At 59.7% G+C, this 15,497-nt stretch carries 14 protein-coding genes, 1 tRNA gene and 1 pseudogene; 7 read left to right on the top strand and 9 right to left on the bottom strand.

The genetic code is table 11. The features are described from left to right. Positions 1-7: 7 nt before the first annotated feature. The 3 genes and pseudogenes from KM295_RS17055 to KM295_RS08655 all read left to right on the top strand — a co-directional run. Positions 8-250 (top strand): annotated as a pseudogene (locus tag KM295_RS17055) (SWIM zinc finger family protein); the annotation flags it as partial. Next, positions 216-740, top strand: a complete 525-nt coding sequence (locus KM295_RS17050; protein WP_418904774.1) for a hypothetical protein — start codon at positions 216-218, stop codon at positions 738-740. The pseudogene KM295_RS17055 and the gene KM295_RS17050, both read left to right, overlap by 35 nt. Before the next feature lie 74 nt (positions 741-814). Further along, the gene (locus KM295_RS08655; RefSeq protein ID WP_256029546.1) at positions 815-1,327 is read left to right on the top strand and encodes an ERCC4 domain-containing protein; all 513 of its coding nucleotides are present in this window, start codon (positions 815-817) and stop codon (positions 1,325-1,327) included. Here KM295_RS08655 and KM295_RS08650 read toward each other — a convergent pair whose 3' ends face one another. The 3 genes from KM295_RS08650 to KM295_RS08640 form a co-directional block, all read right to left on the bottom strand. After that, complete coding sequence (locus KM295_RS08650; RefSeq protein WP_256029545.1) at positions 1,328-2,725, bottom strand: ATP-binding protein; 1,398 nt, start codon at positions 2,723-2,725, stop codon at positions 1,328-1,330. 305 nt (positions 2,726-3,030) lie between these two features. After that, positions 3,031-3,104, bottom strand: a tRNA-Phe gene (locus tag KM295_RS08645). Positions 3,105-3,839: 735 nt separating this feature from the next. Next, positions 3,840-4,166: a hypothetical protein gene (locus KM295_RS08640; RefSeq protein WP_256029544.1), complete on the bottom strand. Its 327-nt coding sequence runs from the start codon at positions 4,164-4,166 to the stop codon at positions 3,840-3,842. Between the two features lie 317 nt (positions 4,167-4,483). Between KM295_RS08640 and KM295_RS08635 the strand changes: the two genes are divergently transcribed. Next, positions 4,484-5,257 (top strand): bacteriorhodopsin, encoded by a 774-nt coding sequence (locus tag KM295_RS08635; protein ID WP_418904773.1) that lies wholly within the window; start codon positions 4,484-4,486, stop codon positions 5,255-5,257. Between the two features lie 54 nt (positions 5,258-5,311). Next, the gene (locus tag KM295_RS08630; protein WP_256029543.1) at positions 5,312-5,539 is read left to right on the top strand and encodes a hypothetical protein; all 228 of its coding nucleotides are present in this window, start codon (positions 5,312-5,314) and stop codon (positions 5,537-5,539) included. Positions 5,540-5,612: 73 nt separating this feature from the next. On the opposite strand, the gene KM295_RS08625 is transcribed toward KM295_RS08630, so the two are convergent. From KM295_RS08625 to KM295_RS08605, 5 genes are all read right to left on the bottom strand, one after another. Next, positions 5,613-7,715: an AAA family ATPase gene (locus KM295_RS08625; RefSeq protein ID WP_256029542.1), complete on the bottom strand. Its 2,103-nt coding sequence runs from the start codon at positions 7,713-7,715 to the stop codon at positions 5,613-5,615. Continuing rightward, positions 7,712-7,918 carry a hypothetical protein gene (locus KM295_RS08620; RefSeq protein ID WP_256029541.1) on the bottom strand — a complete coding sequence of 69 codons (207 nt, stop codon included), beginning with the start codon at positions 7,916-7,918 and terminating at the stop codon, positions 7,712-7,714. The genes KM295_RS08625 and KM295_RS08620 overlap by 4 nt, the downstream gene beginning before the upstream one ends. 59 nt (positions 7,919-7,977) lie before the next feature. Beyond that, positions 7,978-8,154: a hypothetical protein gene (locus KM295_RS08615; RefSeq protein WP_256029540.1), complete on the bottom strand. Its 177-nt coding sequence runs from the start codon at positions 8,152-8,154 to the stop codon at positions 7,978-7,980. A 242-nt stretch (positions 8,155-8,396) separates the two neighbouring features. Continuing rightward, positions 8,397-8,960: a bacteriorhodopsin gene (locus KM295_RS08610; RefSeq protein ID WP_256029601.1), complete on the bottom strand. Its 564-nt coding sequence runs from the start codon at positions 8,958-8,960 to the stop codon at positions 8,397-8,399. A gap of 326 nt (positions 8,961-9,286) precedes the next feature. Beyond that, positions 9,287-10,627, bottom strand: a complete 1,341-nt coding sequence (locus tag KM295_RS08605; RefSeq protein WP_256029539.1) for an aminotransferase family protein — start codon at positions 10,625-10,627, stop codon at positions 9,287-9,289. Positions 10,628-11,016: 389 nt separating this feature from the next. On the opposite strand from KM295_RS08605, the gene KM295_RS08600 reads away from it, so the two are divergent. Further along, positions 11,017-12,429, top strand: coding sequence for an aspartate aminotransferase family protein (locus KM295_RS08600; protein ID WP_256029538.1), 1,413 nt, complete (start codon positions 11,017-11,019; stop codon positions 12,427-12,429). Between the two features lie 267 nt (positions 12,430-12,696). On the opposite strand, the gene KM295_RS08595 is transcribed toward KM295_RS08600, so the two are convergent. Then, entirely contained in the window at positions 12,697-13,467 is a 771-nt protein-coding gene (locus KM295_RS08595; protein ID WP_256029537.1) for an SDR family NAD(P)-dependent oxidoreductase, read from the bottom strand. Between the two features lie 616 nt (positions 13,468-14,083). Between KM295_RS08595 and KM295_RS08590 the strand changes: the two genes are divergently transcribed. Continuing rightward, entirely contained in the window at positions 14,084-15,421 is a 1,338-nt protein-coding gene (locus KM295_RS08590) for an aspartate aminotransferase family protein (protein ID WP_256029536.1), read from the top strand. Positions 15,422-15,497 lie beyond the last annotated feature (76 nt).

Genomic DNA, 15,497 nt, shown 5'->3' with positions numbered 1-15,497 from the left:
ACGAGGCATGAACGTCGATAGAGAGACCATCCGAAATCGGAGTTCCGATGCCGTGTTCGAGCGCGGCGAGAACTACCGCGACGAAAGGCGGATTCAGCGGCTCGACCGGTTCGACGACCTCGTTACCGCGGCTGTCAGTGGCTCGAATCTGTACGACGTGACTGTAGATTTCAGCGGACGGGGCATCGATACGCGGTGTACCTGTCCCTACGACGGTGGTGGCGACTGCAAGCACGTCGTCGCGGTTCTGCCAAGAGCACGACTCGGACGCGTACCGTCGCACGCTGAAAGATCTCTTTCTCGACCATACCGAGTGGGCAGCCTACGACGACCTGAAAGATGTCTGTGACGATCAAAAGTGGCAGTCACTCTACGAGGAGTTCGAGCGACAGTTCGCGGACGACCGGCAGAAGCTCATCGCCATGTACGTCCACGAAGGTGACCTCGAAAAAGCGTTTGCGGAACTGAAAGACAGCGACGATCTCTCGTCAGTGCGCCGGTATCGGGACCCGGTCGCAACCGTCGATCCGGTCGAATACTTCGAGTGCTACCACGAACTGCTCGTCCCGTTTGCCGCTGGCGAGACGGGACGGCGTCACTACCGAACGATTGCTGACCACCTCGAAGGGATGCAGCAACTCGTCCCCGAAGAGCGGTTCGAGGAGTTCGTCGACTTCCTGAAGGAGAAACACTCGAACCGCCCGGCGTTTCTCGACGAACTGGAGAAGGCCGGGTTTTGAGCGACGCCGTACTGTCATCGAGGAGTGTGGCTTCGGCGAACATTTACCCGTGATACCGAGCCCAGCCTCAACCGATGACCGAGCGACGAGAGCGGCGTCCGATTCCGACGACAGTCCTGCGGGACACGCGCGAACAGCGTCCGTGGACGTTCGATACACTCCCGGTAGAGACACGAGATGTGACGCTCTCGACAGGAGACTACGCCGTCCCGAGATACTGTACCCACGACCCGGAACTCGACACGTATCGCCCCCACTTCGCAGTCGAACGCAAGTCCGGCTGCGACTTCCTCACTGCGATTACCTGGGAGCGAGACCGATTCGAGCGTGAACTACAGCGAGCAGCCGAATGGTCACATCCCCTACCCGTTGTTGTCGAGACATCGTGGCAAACGCTGCTCGGTAATCGCGGGTGCATGGCGAGACGGGACATCCATCCTGCTCAGGTCGTCGGGACGGTCACGGCGTGGGCCCGCCACTACAACGTCGCGTTTCACTTCGTCGAGACACGCCGACGAGCCACGCTGTGTGCGTTCCTGTTGCTCGTACGGCACAGTCTGGCGCGACGACTTGCAGATACTTCGTAATCACTCACTGTCACCTGGCACGATTTCGCTGGGTGTGAACAGTGACACGTCGTCGCGTTCCGCAGCCACCTGTTGCAGGCCATCGGAAAACCCGGATCGACAGAAACAGCAGTACTGCTCTGTCCGGTCGCTTTCGTTGGATGGCGACCACTGGACCTCCGATGCTGTCCGTTCGAGTTCGGCCAAGTCTCCCTCGGTCATCTCGCGGTTAGTGTACTTACACTCTCCTGCGACGAGTGTCCCATCACTCGCGAGTCCCACAACATCGAGTTCGTGTTGCTTGTGCCACCAGTAGCCGATGCCATGGTACGTCTCGGGGATCAGTGACGGAAGCGCGTTCTGACAGACTCGCTCGAACATCGTCCCCATGTAGTCGGTGAAGGTCGGTTCGACCATCTCTTCGTAGGCGTCCTCGCCGAGCTGGACGAGCTCTCCCTGCTGGCCGTAGACGTACCGGAACCAGAACCGGAACAGCGGTTCCTTCAGCCGGTAACGACTCTTCCGCGTCGAGTTAGGATTGGCGGTCACGGGAATATCGCGTTCGACGAGACGTAGTCGACGGAGCTTCGAGAGGTACGAACCCAGCGTGTTGGAGTCGACCCCGGCGAAGCCAGCGATTTCGTTGGCAGCCCGTTTGCCGGTCGCGATTGCCCGGAGAATCGTGTAGTAGGTCTGCGGTTCCCGGATTCCGAACTCCGCCCGCAACAGGAACTCCGGTTCGTTGTGAAGAACACCATGTTCCGAGAGTACTTGCGACTGAACGTTCTCGGCTAGCGAGCGGGATGGGTCGAGCGCCTGAAGATAGTACGGCGTTCCGCCGAAGACACTCCAGGCTTGGATGATCTCGTCCGGGTCGTCACCAGGGTAGAACTGCCGTGCATCCGCGAGGTCAAGTGGCGGAAGGTCGATGGTCGCCGTCCGACGGCCGTACAGCGGGCTGCCACCGCTGAGGACCTTGTCTTCCATGATGCTGATCGACGAGCCGACGAGCACGAGTGTCGTGTCCGTCTCCTCGAGCTGCGTGTCCCAGACGCGCTGTATTTTCGACGGGAGCGAGTCGTCAGATTCGACGAGATAGGGAAATTCGTCCAGGACGACGATTGCGTCTTCGCGACCGAGTGCCCGGAGCAATGCCTCCCAGTCGCGCTGAATGTCCCCCAAGAGTGGAAACGTCTCCCTGGCCGTGTCGACGAAGTTAGCGAGTTGTGCGGCCGCGGTCTCCTCGGTTGCCTGCCAGTAGACGGCGTCCGCACGTTCCCGGACTGCCTCGCGAACGAGCGCACTCTTGCCGAGTCGTCGTCTCCCGTAGACGACGATCAGTTCGGCACTGTCGTTCTCGAACTGCGAGTTTAGCAATTCGAGTTCGTCCCCGCGGTTGACGAACCGCTGGCTGGCCATACCTCCTGTATCACCCCGACAATCATCATTCTTCTGGTTATCTAAATCATGATTTTACTAATACCGATTTTAGAATTGGGTCGAACAGTCCCGGACCCCATGGTCGAGAGAACAGTCATGGTATCGACGGCGGTCCCACTTTTCACGCGACGCAACCGAGTGAGCAACGCGACCGAGTGTTGCGAGTCTTGAAAAGTGAAACCTCGTCACGAGCGAAGTGAAGTAACGGCGGTTCAATTCGACAATAGAATCCCGTGATGTCGAAACGCACTCCCAGCTCACAGGCATTTGAACTGTGAGTGTAATGCCGCCTCCCGGATTTGAACCGGGGACAGCTCGATCTTCAGTCGAGTGCTCTCCCAGTCTGAGCTAAGGCGGCCTGCGGTTCCGACGACGCGTAGGCTATCAAAAAGGGTTTCGAAAACCGGTGATGGCATCGATATTGGGGATCTGACTGGCTGATTGTGGCGAGACCGACGGGCTCGCACGTCTCAGCGGCTTTCGATGATTACGGATAATCGAGGAGAAAGCCCCGTGTTTTAGCGCGGGGATGAATCCGGCGCTAAAATGACAACCGACAGACTCAAACCGCCCGACAGCGTACACGATAGTAAGCACAACCGGACAAAAACTGGCGGTTGGATTGGGGTCCGCCCGGCCCGACGAAAGGCCACCACACCATTCTCGAGAGGGCGTCACCGAAGCCATGGTAACACGGCAACGAAAAAGCAACCCTCGCTCGCTTGTGCCTGCCCACCGTGGCATGAAGGGCAGGTAGGCCGATGGCACGGCCCGTGCCCGGACGCAGGGAATATCTGCGACTGGGGGCATCCCCGCCGTCTCTCCGGGATGAACGGGATGGACGGTACAAGCGGATACCGCGTCCGAATGGACGTTGAATCCGCCACACCCCTCACGGGGCCGACGTATCGCGCACGAACCCGGTACTCCCCTTGTGGGAGGAAGTTGCCCTCGGGGACGTGGGATCGGCCCGCTGTCCCACGAAGGAGTCCTCGCCCTTCAGCGTGGGGAGAATGTCAAGGGACCACACGCTGTTGTGATCACAGCCGACAGATGCGTCCCTCGGCGCTCACTCTTGCCCTTCGAGAGCCCATTAGTACTCGTGGAACACCCGCTGACAGTCCGTACATTTTATTTTTGCTGGTCGGAACCAGGGATCGACCTTAATCACGGGCCCGTGACAATCGGGACAAACGCCCATCGAGTTTCCGTCAGCCACACGCGCCGAGAGGTCCAGCAACAGTGATTCCAGTTCTTCGATCTGCTCTCGCTGTTCTTCGACGGTCTCTGTGAGCTCTTCGACGGTCTGGGCTTCCTCTACGGCCTCGGCGTCGAGCACAGCATCAGACTGTTCCTCAGTGGTGCTCCGCGTCTCTGTGTCTGTCTCTGCTGTATCCACTTCTTGGGTTTCATCTGACATGTACGACAGTACGTGATTATATGGGTTGAATCTATTGGTGGTGGTAATCACCAAGGGTGATCCTGTTGGTCGTAACTCAGCAGCTGAGTCGTAATATAGTAGTCAGTAGAACTGTTTATACACCACTCACAGCCGGATGGCCAGCGACAGCCACGCTGGCCGGACACTCGCGAGTGGACCTGCACTGACTTCTACCGACTACTATAGACAGTAGTGATCATCCGGTGGGTTGTGACCTCTTTATCGCCTCCCGAGAGAGGGTATCACACTCGTTTGGTAATTGATTTATATAATCATGTGTCCTAATACAATATGTAATGCCGACAGATACTGTCTGGGCGCTGCAGATGTCGAGCCTTGGCGTTGAAGGTGAAGGCATCTGGCTTGCCCTCGGAACGGTGGGAATGCTCCTCGGGATGGTTTACTTCATGGCAAAAGGATGGGACGTCCAAGATCCCGAAGCCGAAGAATTCTACGTCATCACCATCCTGATCGCAGGAATCGCGGCGTCGTCGTACCTGTCGATGTTCTTCGGGTTCGGCCTGACCGAAGTCGAGCTCGTGAACGGGCAGGTACTCGATATTTACTGGGCCCGATACGCTGACTGGTTGTTCACCACACCGCTTTTGTTGCTCGATATCGGCCTCTTGGCTGGCGCCAAGAACCGCGATATCGCGACGCTCATCGGGATCGACGCCTTCATGATCGTCACGGGGCTGTTCGCGACGCTGATGACGGTTCCGGTCGCGCGCTACGCCTTCTGGACGATCAGCACGATCGCGATGCTGTTCGTGCTGTACTTCCTGGTAGTCGTCGTCGGGGAGGCAGCAGCGGAAGCCGACGAGGATACTCAATCGACGTTCAAAGTGCTACGGAACGTCATCCTCGTCGCCTGGGCCGTCTACCCGGTCGCGTGGCTCGTGGGCACGGAAGGACTCGGCCTTCTTAGCCTGTACGGAGAGACGCTCATCTTCATGATCCTGGACCTGTTCGCCAAGATCGGGTTCGGGTTCATCCTCCTCCGGAGCCGGGCCGTCGTCGGTGGCGACTCCGCCCCGACGCCGTCTGCGGAAGAAGCGACCGCGGACTAACAACCCTGTCGCGCGCTTTTTATTGTGCGAGGCTCAGTATGCCATTAGCTACACATGAGTGAACCGGGCGAACCCCCCCCACGGAAGAGTTACCGATCGCTGGCCGGATTGGTCGCTTCCTCAGCCCTGGCCATCGTCGGTCTGTTTGTCCTGCCCGTGTTCCAGGCGGTTGGACTGGCGTTCCGTCCGGCCTTCTGGCTGGTGTTGGGTATCGAAGCAATCGCGCTCGCGGGCGTGGTCATCTCTATACTGACACTGCACCGAGAACGGACGTTGGAGTGAACGACGCGTATTGATTCGCTCACGGCTGGCATCGTTCGCTCCTTGCGAAACGGGATTTCGCCCGGAAGATCACTCACCCGAGCTGATCGAGCGAGTCGTACCGAGTACGAGTTTCCGGCGACAAAGACGGATCGACCGTCTCGAGTGCTCGTTTCAGATCTCGCTCTCGGATCCGCACCGTCGGGTTGGTGGCTGCCGTACGGCCCTGTGAACGCTCACGAATCCGTGACTCGATCGCCAACAGCCCGGCCTCCCTCACGATGGCGGCGATGTCGCTGCCGGTGTAGCCTTCGGTTTGCTCTGCGAGCGCGCGAACGTCGATATCGTAGTCCCCTGTCACCCGTCCGCGTAAATGGATCCGGAATATTTCGGCTCTCGCCGCCGCGTCCGGCATCGGTACCGAAACGAGACGGTCGAACCGTCCGGGTCGCAAGAGCGCGTCGTCGAGCCGTCCTGGCCGGTTGGTCGCCCCAACGACGGTGACCGCCCCCCGCCGTTCGACGCCGTCCAGTTCGGTCAGTAGTTGAGAGACGACCCGGTCTGTCGCCGGCGAGTTGTTCTCCTCGGCGCGTGTCATGCCGATCGCATCTACCTCATCGAAAAACAGCACTGTCGGCGCGTTCGATCGAGCCTGCTCAAACACGCGGCGCACAGCGCGCTCGCTTTCGCCAACGTACCTGTTCATCAGTTCCGGGCCGTTGATTGCCGTGAAGTTAGCGTTGCTCGTCGACGAGACTGCGCGTGCGAGCATGGTTTTTCCGGTTCCTGGCGGCCCGTAGAGCAAGATTCCGCTCGGCGGATCGATGTCGATCGCTTCGAACAGCTCCGGGTTCGTCAGCGGCCATTTGACGGCGCGTATCAACTCGCGTTTCGCCTCATCGAGACCGCCGATATCGTCGAACGTCGTCGTCGGGATGTCAGTAGTGGACTGGTCGAACCCACTTGGTTCGGTCAGCTCGAGTGCTTCCTCGAAATCCGCCTCCGAGATAGCCAGCGGTTCGGCGTCGGTTCGTTGCGCCGCTAGTTCGGCCGCTGTCAGCCATAGGGAAACGAGATCTCCCGGGACGTATCCGAACGCCCGGCTGCCGATCTCGGCCACGTCAACGGATGCTCCGACCGACATATTTGACGCCAGTGTTGAAAGGATGGCCCCCCGGTCAGATCGCCCCGGTTCCGGTACGGTAACCGTTTTCGAAAGCCGGGTTCCCTGACGGAGGTCGACCGGAACCGCGGACAGGTCCGTCACCTCGGCGACGACGGCGACTTCCCCTACCGTTTTCATCCGATCGACCCATTCCCGGATGGCCGCCACCGTCGCCGCATTCGCTTCGTCGAGCACCGTGTCGAAAGCATCGAGGTGGATGACTCCCCGGCCACTCCCCCGGGCTGTGGTCGCGACGGAACGGAGGTGATCCGCCGCCGTCTCCCCACTGCTCGAGAGCAGTCGCTGCGGTAAGACTCGATGAATGGAGGCGTTGGTGGCCCAGGCCGCATAGCGCAGGAGATGTGTCTTGCCTACCCCATGGGGGCCCGCTAGCAGCATCCCGACACGACGGGGCGCGATTTCCCCTGTACGTCCCTCGTTACCGAAAGCGCCCACAAGCGACTTTTCGATCTTCTCTGCCGTGTCCTCGTATCCACCGACAGCCGATCTCGGGACTGGCGTCGTTGCTTCCGAAGTCTCGACCGGCGCGGGACCATCCTCGATACGTACGTCCGTTTCGGTCGTAACAAATACCGGACCGGACGGATCCGTCGACAGTACCCGGAAGGGGATACTCAACGACCCGTCGAAGAACGAAACCGACACGGTTTCGCCGTCCGTCAGCGGCGCGTCACCAACAGCGTCTCTCAGCAACTGGGCGCCACCCTGAATTGACAACCGAGGCACCGGCGCAAGGCGTATTCTGCTGGCGGTGTCGGGACTGACGGCCCCGACAGCGACCGTCTCGCCCCCTTCGACACCGAGCCGTCCGCTTAGTTCGGAGGAAATCAACACGCGGTCTTTCCCGATACTGTCATCGAGTTCGGGCGTTGTCACTACTTCGTTCCCCACCCCGTATTCGAGGCGGATCACGTCATCGTCGTCGAGGTCGATCACGTCGGCGACCGACACCGGGAGTACAGTCGCACCGTCGGATTCCCTGATTGCGACTGTGAGATCGACCGTTCTCATGATCCGTCGTTACGTAGCACTTCGGGCACCATGCTCCCGTACAGCAGATAGCGCACGGTCATGAATGCGATAATTGCCAGCGGTGCCGCCAGTATGCTGATGTATATCGTGACTCGGAGCGAGTACCCGATAATGTTACTCGAAACCAAGACAGCGATCGCCGCGGCCATCGGGACTCTGTCTTCAGGTTTAAGTCCGGTCATCCGATCACACCCGAACCGAGCGTATTCTCGTGTCGTATCATTCTTTCGCCGTCGATGTATTATTGTCGTGCCAGGAGGCGGCTCACCGAGCGTCCGAGTAATCCGATCATTACAGCGATCGAACCCAGGATAAACAACTGGATCACGCTGCCGTTGATAGCGGCGTAAACACCGACGCCGAAGACGAGCACGCCAACTGAGACGTGTAACCCGAACACGATGTTTGGAAGGTTCATCTTGATCTCATGTTATGACACAGTTGAATCGGCTCCGTTTTCCACTCTCCCGTGTCTGACGAGGTATCGAGGTATTCATATTTTATAATCGTCTGCATGGATCGCCCGACGTGAGATACTGCTTGGCATCCACAACCGGTATCTCCGTGGATTGGTTCTGTACCCCGTGGATAGTCCTTATTACGATTTGACTCAGTAAATATCTTTAGCATTCGTCCACTTCTCCGCGTTCCATTCGACCGTCACGGTCGCGGCTGCTCGGTCGGATCGAAAAGCCGGTCCACCGATACGCGATCGGCGTTCCACCCGGTCCAATCCACGGTCGCCTGTCCGGTCGTGCCGGCGCCCGTACCTGCGTCGTCGAACACGTCGCGGCTCGACAGCAGGACGATACCGAGGCCGACCTTCGCCACGAAATCGAGCAGCGTGACCCCGGCCGTTTCGGGGCAAAGGCCGATGACGCCGACTCTCTCCGTGCCGACGATCAACCACACCGGGTAGACCAGCCGGACGGCGATAACGGGATTCCCGAGGGCATCAAACGTCGATCGGGCGTCGTCGGAAAGCCGCTTTGCCCCCTCGGTCAGCGTTCCGAAGGGGAAATACAGCAACGCGATGAAAAAGGCCGTCGAGACGTCCCACCGGACGGTTCGGCTCCCGACGGAACCGAGAAACACGCCGGTCGCCGACAGCGTCGCCACGGCACCGGTACATATCATCAGCACGTCGAGGCCGACGAGCGAGGCCAGCCGGTTTTTGTTCGCTCCCTGGTTGCGCCATGGATGCGCCCACGTCTCGGAACGGATCTATTATAAAAAATCAGCCTAACTAGTGTGGTCACCCGGATCGTATGGCGGGTTGTTGATACTCTCTCCGTCCTGAAGGGCGAGGCATTCTAACGTAGGACCGCGGGCCGGTCCACGTCCTCGTCGGCAACTTTTCGCCCGCCCGGCGCTGTTTTCAGTGGTCGATGCCGCCTCGTACGTCAACGGTCACAATCTCGTCATCGACGGCGGATTGACGAACTGAGCCGCTTCGTACATGCCGACCGGCGAGGGGATCGGAACTCGCATTCAGCCCGGTGCGGGGCAAGGGGCGTAACGCCGGATAAAACGAGCCGTTCGGCGTCCGGTTACTCGTCCATCGCGCTGTCGGAGATCTCCAGAGCGTCGTCGAGCGCGGCGATCGCCTCGTCGACGTGGGCTTCGGTGATCGTCAGCGGCGGTGTGACCACGATCGTGTTCACTGACGTGTAAAAATACACGTCGTTTTCGAGCGCCCGGGCACCAACCTCGTCGAGGACGGTCTGCTTGCTCGATACCTTGTCGCTCCGTTCCTCGAAGGGGACCCGCTCTCGTTCGCTTTTCGTGAGTTCGATCCCCTGATGGAGGCCGACGCCGCGGCGTTCGCCGACGCTCGGGTGCCGGTCGGCCAGCGCTTCGAGTTCGGATTTCAGATACGAGCCCATCTCGCTGGCGTTCTCGACGAGTTCTTCCTCCTCGTAGGTGTCGATGGCCGCGATCCCGGCCGCGCAGGCGACCGGATGCCCCGAGAAGGTATGACCCTGATTGAGGAGGTTGTCCTCGAAGTACTCCCCGATCTCTTCGGTGACGGTCGTCGCGGCCAGCGGCTGGTACGATCCGGTCAGTCCCTTCGCCATCGTGATGATGTCGGGTTCGGCGTCGTACAGCGTCGAGGCGAACCACTCGCCGGTGCGGCCGAACCCGGTCATGACCTCGTCACAGATCAACAACGCGCCGTGGTCGCGGGCGATCTCCTGGAGCCGGGGGAGATAATCGTCCGGTGGGGTCAACACGCCGTTGGAGCCGACGAGCGGTTCGACCAGTACACCCGCGACAGTGCCGCCTTCCAGCTCCAGCATCTCGTCGATGTACTCGAGGCTCTCGTCGGGATCGAGACTCGAGCCGTAAGCGTACGGATCGGGCCCTTTGATCATGCCGGGGACTTCCGGTTGGATCTCGGGGCCCTGTGCGACGCGGCGGGGGTCGCCCGAAGCGGACAGCGAGGCGGCGGTCGCGCCGTGGTAGGATCGGTACCGCGAGAGGATCTTGTGTTTCCCCGTGTACGCCCGGGCGATCTTGAAGGCAACCTCGTTGGCTTCCGTCCCGCTCGTCGAGTAGAACGTCTTCTTGAGCGATCCGGGCGTGATATCGGCGAGTTTCTCCGAGAGTTTGGCACGCGGCTCCGTCGACCAGCCGGGACTGACGTAGGGTACCTCGCGGATCTGTTCGGAGACGGCGTCGGCGATGCGTTCGGCGTCGTAGCCGAGGCTGGTACAGACGTACTGGCTACTGAAGTCCAGGATCGAGTCGCCGTCGGCGGTTACGATCCGCGGCCCCTCGGTGTCGACGATCTGGGTGGGATCGAAGTCCCGCTGGCGCGTCCAGGTCCCCAGCGTGTACTCCCGGTCGAGTCGCTCGGTTTCGTTTCGTTCGGGTCGTTGCTTTTCCATGTTATTCTCACTATTCGGTTGTTCAAAAATTAACCTTTTGCTAATATATTCGAACCAAAACCGATACTATACGACATAGATCGGAGACGATTCGGATATATCGACGGCACAACCGTCCAGAAGTCACCGTATTTTCACCGGAATCGTACCGAATACCTTTCATGCCACAATACATCTCCTGGCCGACACAGGACGTTGTCGGTGAAGTCTCTCAACCGATATACTCGCCGAGTTCCCTACGAACACCATGGGTGTTCTTGAGGGGTATCGTCTACAACATCGGGGAGTACGTATCCTTCTGATTCCGACGCCATGTGGCGATTCAGTAGGCCCGACTTTCCGATCAGCGTCCAAACTTATTTATCGGTTGGTCGCAAGATTCAGCCAGTATGCCCGTCGGTCCGCCGATCCACGAGCTCCATTTCGAAGAGGCGCCGCACGTCGAGACGTCGATCCCCGGCCCGAAATCGAAGCAACTGCTCGAACGACAGGAACGAATCGACAGCGGCGCAGTCGCGTACCCGAAAGACCTCCCGATCGCGCCCGAAACGGGCCGCGGTTCGACGCTGAAAGACGCCGACGGAAACGTATTTCTCGATTTCTTCGCCGGGATCGGCGTCCTGAACGTCGGTCACTCGAATCCCCACGTCCTCGAGGCGGTAAACGAACAGACGAACGAACTCGTTCACACTATCGATTTTCCGACCGAGGCACGCCTCGATTTCATCGAGGCACTCGACGAAATCGCCCCTTCCGGCCTTCAGGGGCAAAACCGGATGGTGTTCGGCGGCCCGTCAGGCAGTGATGCGATCGAGGGCTCGATAAAGCTCGCGAGACACAACACCGGCCGCCACGGAATGTTGGCTTTCGAGGGCTCGTATCACGGCGGCACGGCCGGCGCTTTGAGTCTCACCGCGGGCAAGGCGTACAAGGAGGGATACGAGCCGCTGTTGGGTGACGTCGTCCACGCCCCGTACCCCTATCCGTTCCGCGAGGCGCTCGAGGACGACGGCGCGGCGGCGGTCTGTCCGCGCGAGGACTGCTGTGGGCGGATGTCCTGTGCCCGCTCGCTCGAGGCGGTCAAAGCGAAGTTCGAGGACCCCTACGGCGGCCACGAGACCCCCGGCGCGATCTGGGTCGAGCCGATCCAGGGCGAGGGCGGCGTCGTCGTTCCCCCCGAAGGCTTCCTCAAGGGGCTGCGTGACATCGCCGACGACAACGACGCGATGCTCATCTTCGACGAGATTCAGTCCGGCTTCGGGCGGACCGGCGAGTGGTGGGCATGTGAAGATTACGGCGTGACGCCCGACGCGATGACGATGGCCAAGGGGATCGGCGGTGCCGGACTTCCGCTCGGTGGGATGATGTACCACGAGAAATACGACACGTGGGACGCCGGCGGCCACATCGGGACGTTCCGGGGAAACATCCCTGCGATGCGGGGCGGCACGGCCGCGATCGAGTATATCCAGGCACACGGTCTGCTGGATCACGCGACGGAACTCGGCGAGTACATGCGATCCCGGCTCCGTGATGTCGATAGCCCGCACATCGGTGTGGTGCGCGGCAAGGGGCTGTTCATCGGCGCGGAGTTCATCGACGACGACGGCAACCCGGACAAGGAACTGGTCAAGGCGATCCGAAAGCGGTGTTACGAGAACGGCGTTCTCGTCTGGAAGGCCGGCCGGGACGGGAACGTCCTCCGGTTGCTTCCGCCGCTCGTCACGACGAAAGAGCAAGCCGAGACCGGGATGGACATCATCTGTGACGCGATCCGGACGGTCACAGAAAACGCCGGCTGATCCATCGCCCGGTTTCCCCGACGGGAATCCGGGTCGGTCCCGCGAAGCCGCCGAACGGATGGGGCGGCTCGGCGAGAATCACGTCGACGGTCGACTCGTGTTACTCCAGGGGGGATACCGGATGTTACTCCAGGGGGGATACCGGATCAGACATCGCACGCACGCAACGTTGGGAACGATCGAAGGGATTCTGGGTATCGAGGGCACTACGAACGGTGGTGGGATCTCGAGTGATCCGGCCGAAGCTGCCGCGAACCCGATCGCGGATCAAAAGACGTTGTCCGAGAATCCACCATCAACGGTGATTATCTCACCGGTCGTGTAGGATGCGGCGTCACTGGCCAGATATAGAGCCGCCCCGGCGATTTCCTCCCGATCCGCAACCCGACCCAGTAGCGTCCGCTCTTCGATACGCGCTCGTTTTTCCGTTCCCTCCGCGTATTGATCCCTGTTCTGATTCGTTATGACAAACCCCGGCGCGATGGCGTTAATTCGGATATCCGGTGCCAGTTCCTTCGCAGCGGCCCTCACGAACGAATTGGTCCCCCCCTTTGCTGCCGAGTACGCTAACAGGTTCGCTGCTGCCAATCGGGCCGAGATCGACGAAATATTGATGATACTCCCCGAATTCATCTCCCTTGTGAACTCCTGTACGGCACGATATACGCCGTCTAGTTGAACGTCGAAGACGTCGGCCCATTCCGACTCCGTTATCGTCTCCAAGGACGAGCGGGATACGGCACTGGCAGACGTGACCAAGATATCGACGCTACCGAAAGTCGAGAGCGTTTCGTCACGAAGGGATCGAAGCGAGTCTCTGTCGGTGATATCGCTCGTGATCTCGACCGTTTCGGCCCCGCGCTCTCGAATCGAGTCGGCCGTATCGCGGACCCGTTTCTGATCACGACTCGATGCCACGACATCCGCGCCGCTCTCGGCGAAACTGAGGGCGATCGCCTCCCCGATCCCGCTGGTTCCGCCGATTACAACGGCGGTCTTGTCCTCGACTGTAACGGGATTATGATTGTATTCTGTCATAATTTGACGATATTACGTATATCGTGTATATTCGCTTTAACACTACCGGGACCAGCGGACGCATGCTCCGAAACTGCGTCCGATCTCGTTCCACAAACTACGAGCACCGTACGTGAAGTACCTCTGGGGCAAGCCCCGAGGCTTCACCGTCTTGGGGCCGCACCGCACCCGCAGGCGAAATTTAATTCCTCCCGACCTTCTCCGTGAGGAGTCGGCTGGAATTCACACCCGAACACGCCGAAGTGTCCGTGGGAGTCGGTGGCTTCACGCCGCCCGTTGAAACCCCCGTCGCACCGCCGTAGCGGGTTTTGAGAGGGGCCACATTTCCAAACTGTCGAACGACCAGCGAAGGAAATGAGGTCTTCATTTCCATACTTTGAGAGGTTTGTTTCTGGTCGTTGTCGGCGTGTTAACGCTAGAAATACTTAAATTTGTGGCATATAGTGACGGCATTCACCCTCGGGGTCAAGCCCCGAGGCACTCTGCCTGTTAATCTGTAGAATCGGCGACCCGGGCGGTATCGAGCACTGCTTCCCACCACTCCGCATCCCTACCGTGACACGACCGACGGGTTCGCCCCAAAGGCTATAAAACACTTCGTATAAACACCCATGTTATGAGTTCACAAAAGACGAACGTAACTCTCTCAGATCTCGAGAAACGGTATCGGGAAACGAACGCGGAATCGTATTCCCTCTTTGAAGAAGCTATCTCCGTGCTCCCCGGAGGGGATACGCGGTCGGTTACGTACACCCAACCGTTCCCGACGTTCATCGAGAGTGCATCCGGCTGTCGGATGACGACGGAGGACGGAGACGAGGTAATCGACTTTCTGAACAACTACACGCAGGCGGTCCATGGACACAGTCCGGAGCCTGTCGTCGACGCCGTCGTCGAACGATTCAAGAAAGGAAACGGGCTCGGATCACCGACCCGAGATATAACGGAACTCGCCACGCGACTCGTCGATCGTTTCCCTTCGGTAGACTCCGTTCGGTTCGCCAATTCCGGTACAGAAGCGACGATGAACGCGACCCGAGCGGCTATCGCATACACCGAGCGGGATCACATATTGAAAGTGAAGGGCGGATACCACGGAACACACGACGCCGTCGAAGTCGGTATTACTGGCGACGGACGGGAACACCCCGGAATCCCGTCCTCCGTCGAAGAACGCGTGACGACCGTCCGATACAACGACCCGGACGCTCTCAAGGAGGTCTTCGAAGCACACGGCTCGGAGTTTGCCTGTTTCATCGTCGAACCGTTCCTCGGTGCGGCCGGAATGATCCCCGCGACGACCGAGTATCTCCAAACGGCCCGGGATCTTACCGAGGAGCACGACAGTCTCCTCGTATTCGACGAAGTCATGTCCGCCCGTGTTTCGGTGGGGGGAGCACAGGAAAAACGGGGTGTAATCCCCGATCTTACCACGTTCGGAAAAATCATCGGCGGTGGGCTCCCGGTCGGTGCGTTCGGTGGTCGCGAGGACGTAATGAACGTGTACCACCCCGAAGAGGGCAACGTGGGTCACTCGGGTACGTTCAACGGAAACCCTGCTACCATGGCCGGTGGCGTCGTAATGCTGGATCTGTTGGACGAGGACGCGATCCGCGAGATCAACCAGCATGGAGATCGAATCCGTGAGGAGGTACAGGGTATCGCCGACGATACCGATCTCCCGGTAACCGTTACCGGAGAGGGATCCGTGTTCCATATCCACTTCGCCGAGGGACCGGTAACCGACTTCGAGTCCGCCGGCTCCGGGCTGGAAGCTACCGACGACAGCGGCCCGAATCACTCGCTCGCATTTTATTTGGGGATGCGCGACCGCGGTATCTTCATGGCCCCCCGTGGGATGGGGAACATCTCGACGCCGATGACCGACGAGGAGATCGATTCGTTCGTTCGGGCGGCAGAGGGTGCCCTGAGAGACGTCGAAGCGATCGAGTGATACGGTCGTGCGTTAGTTTTTACCGGGAATTACGGGCAGAGATAGTTCCAGATATTCGGTTCAGCAACGGTGGAAA

This window comes from Natronomonas aquatica, assembly GCF_024449025.1.
GTDB lineage: Archaea > Halobacteriota > Halobacteria > Halobacteriales > Haloarculaceae > Natronomonas > Natronomonas aquatica.
This window is presented reverse-complemented; position numbering and strand designations above follow the sequence as displayed.

Bases quoted from the DNA above. Each gene is read 5' to 3' on its own strand.
- KM295_RS08605 (WP_256029539.1), bottom strand. From the start codon at position 10,627: ATGGAAAAGCAACGACCCGAACGAAACGAAACCGAGCGACTCGACCGG.
- KM295_RS08625 (WP_256029542.1), bottom strand. From the start codon at position 7,715: ATGAGAACGGTCGATCTCACAGTCGCAATCAGGGAATCCGACGGTGCG.
- KM295_RS08595 (WP_256029537.1), bottom strand. From the start codon at position 13,467: ATGACAGAATACAATCATAATCCCGTTACAGTCGAGGACAAGACCGCC.
- KM295_RS08640 (WP_256029544.1), bottom strand. From the start codon at position 4,166: ATGTCAGATGAAACCCAAGAAGTGGATACAGCAGAGACAGACACAGAG.
- KM295_RS08600 (WP_256029538.1), top strand. From the start codon at position 11,017: ATGCCCGTCGGTCCGCCGATCCACGAGCTCCATTTCGAAGAGGCGCCG.
- KM295_RS08630 (WP_256029543.1), top strand. From the start codon at position 5,312: ATGAGTGAACCGGGCGAACCCCCCCCACGGAAGAGTTACCGATCGCTG.
- KM295_RS08590 (WP_256029536.1), top strand. From the start codon at position 14,084: ATGAGTTCACAAAAGACGAACGTAACTCTCTCAGATCTCGAGAAACGG.
- KM295_RS08655 (WP_256029546.1), top strand. From the start codon at position 815: ATGACCGAGCGACGAGAGCGGCGTCCGATTCCGACGACAGTCCTGCGG.
- KM295_RS08620 (WP_256029541.1), bottom strand. From the start codon at position 7,918: ATGACCGGACTTAAACCTGAAGACAGAGTCCCGATGGCCGCGGCGATC.
- KM295_RS08650 (WP_256029545.1), bottom strand. From the start codon at position 2,725: ATGGCCAGCCAGCGGTTCGTCAACCGCGGGGACGAACTCGAATTGCTA.
- KM295_RS08615 (WP_256029540.1), bottom strand. From the start codon at position 8,154: ATGAACCTTCCAAACATCGTGTTCGGGTTACACGTCTCAGTTGGCGTG.
- KM295_RS08635 (WP_418904773.1), top strand. From the start codon at position 4,484: ATGCCGACAGATACTGTCTGGGCGCTGCAGATGTCGAGCCTTGGCGTT.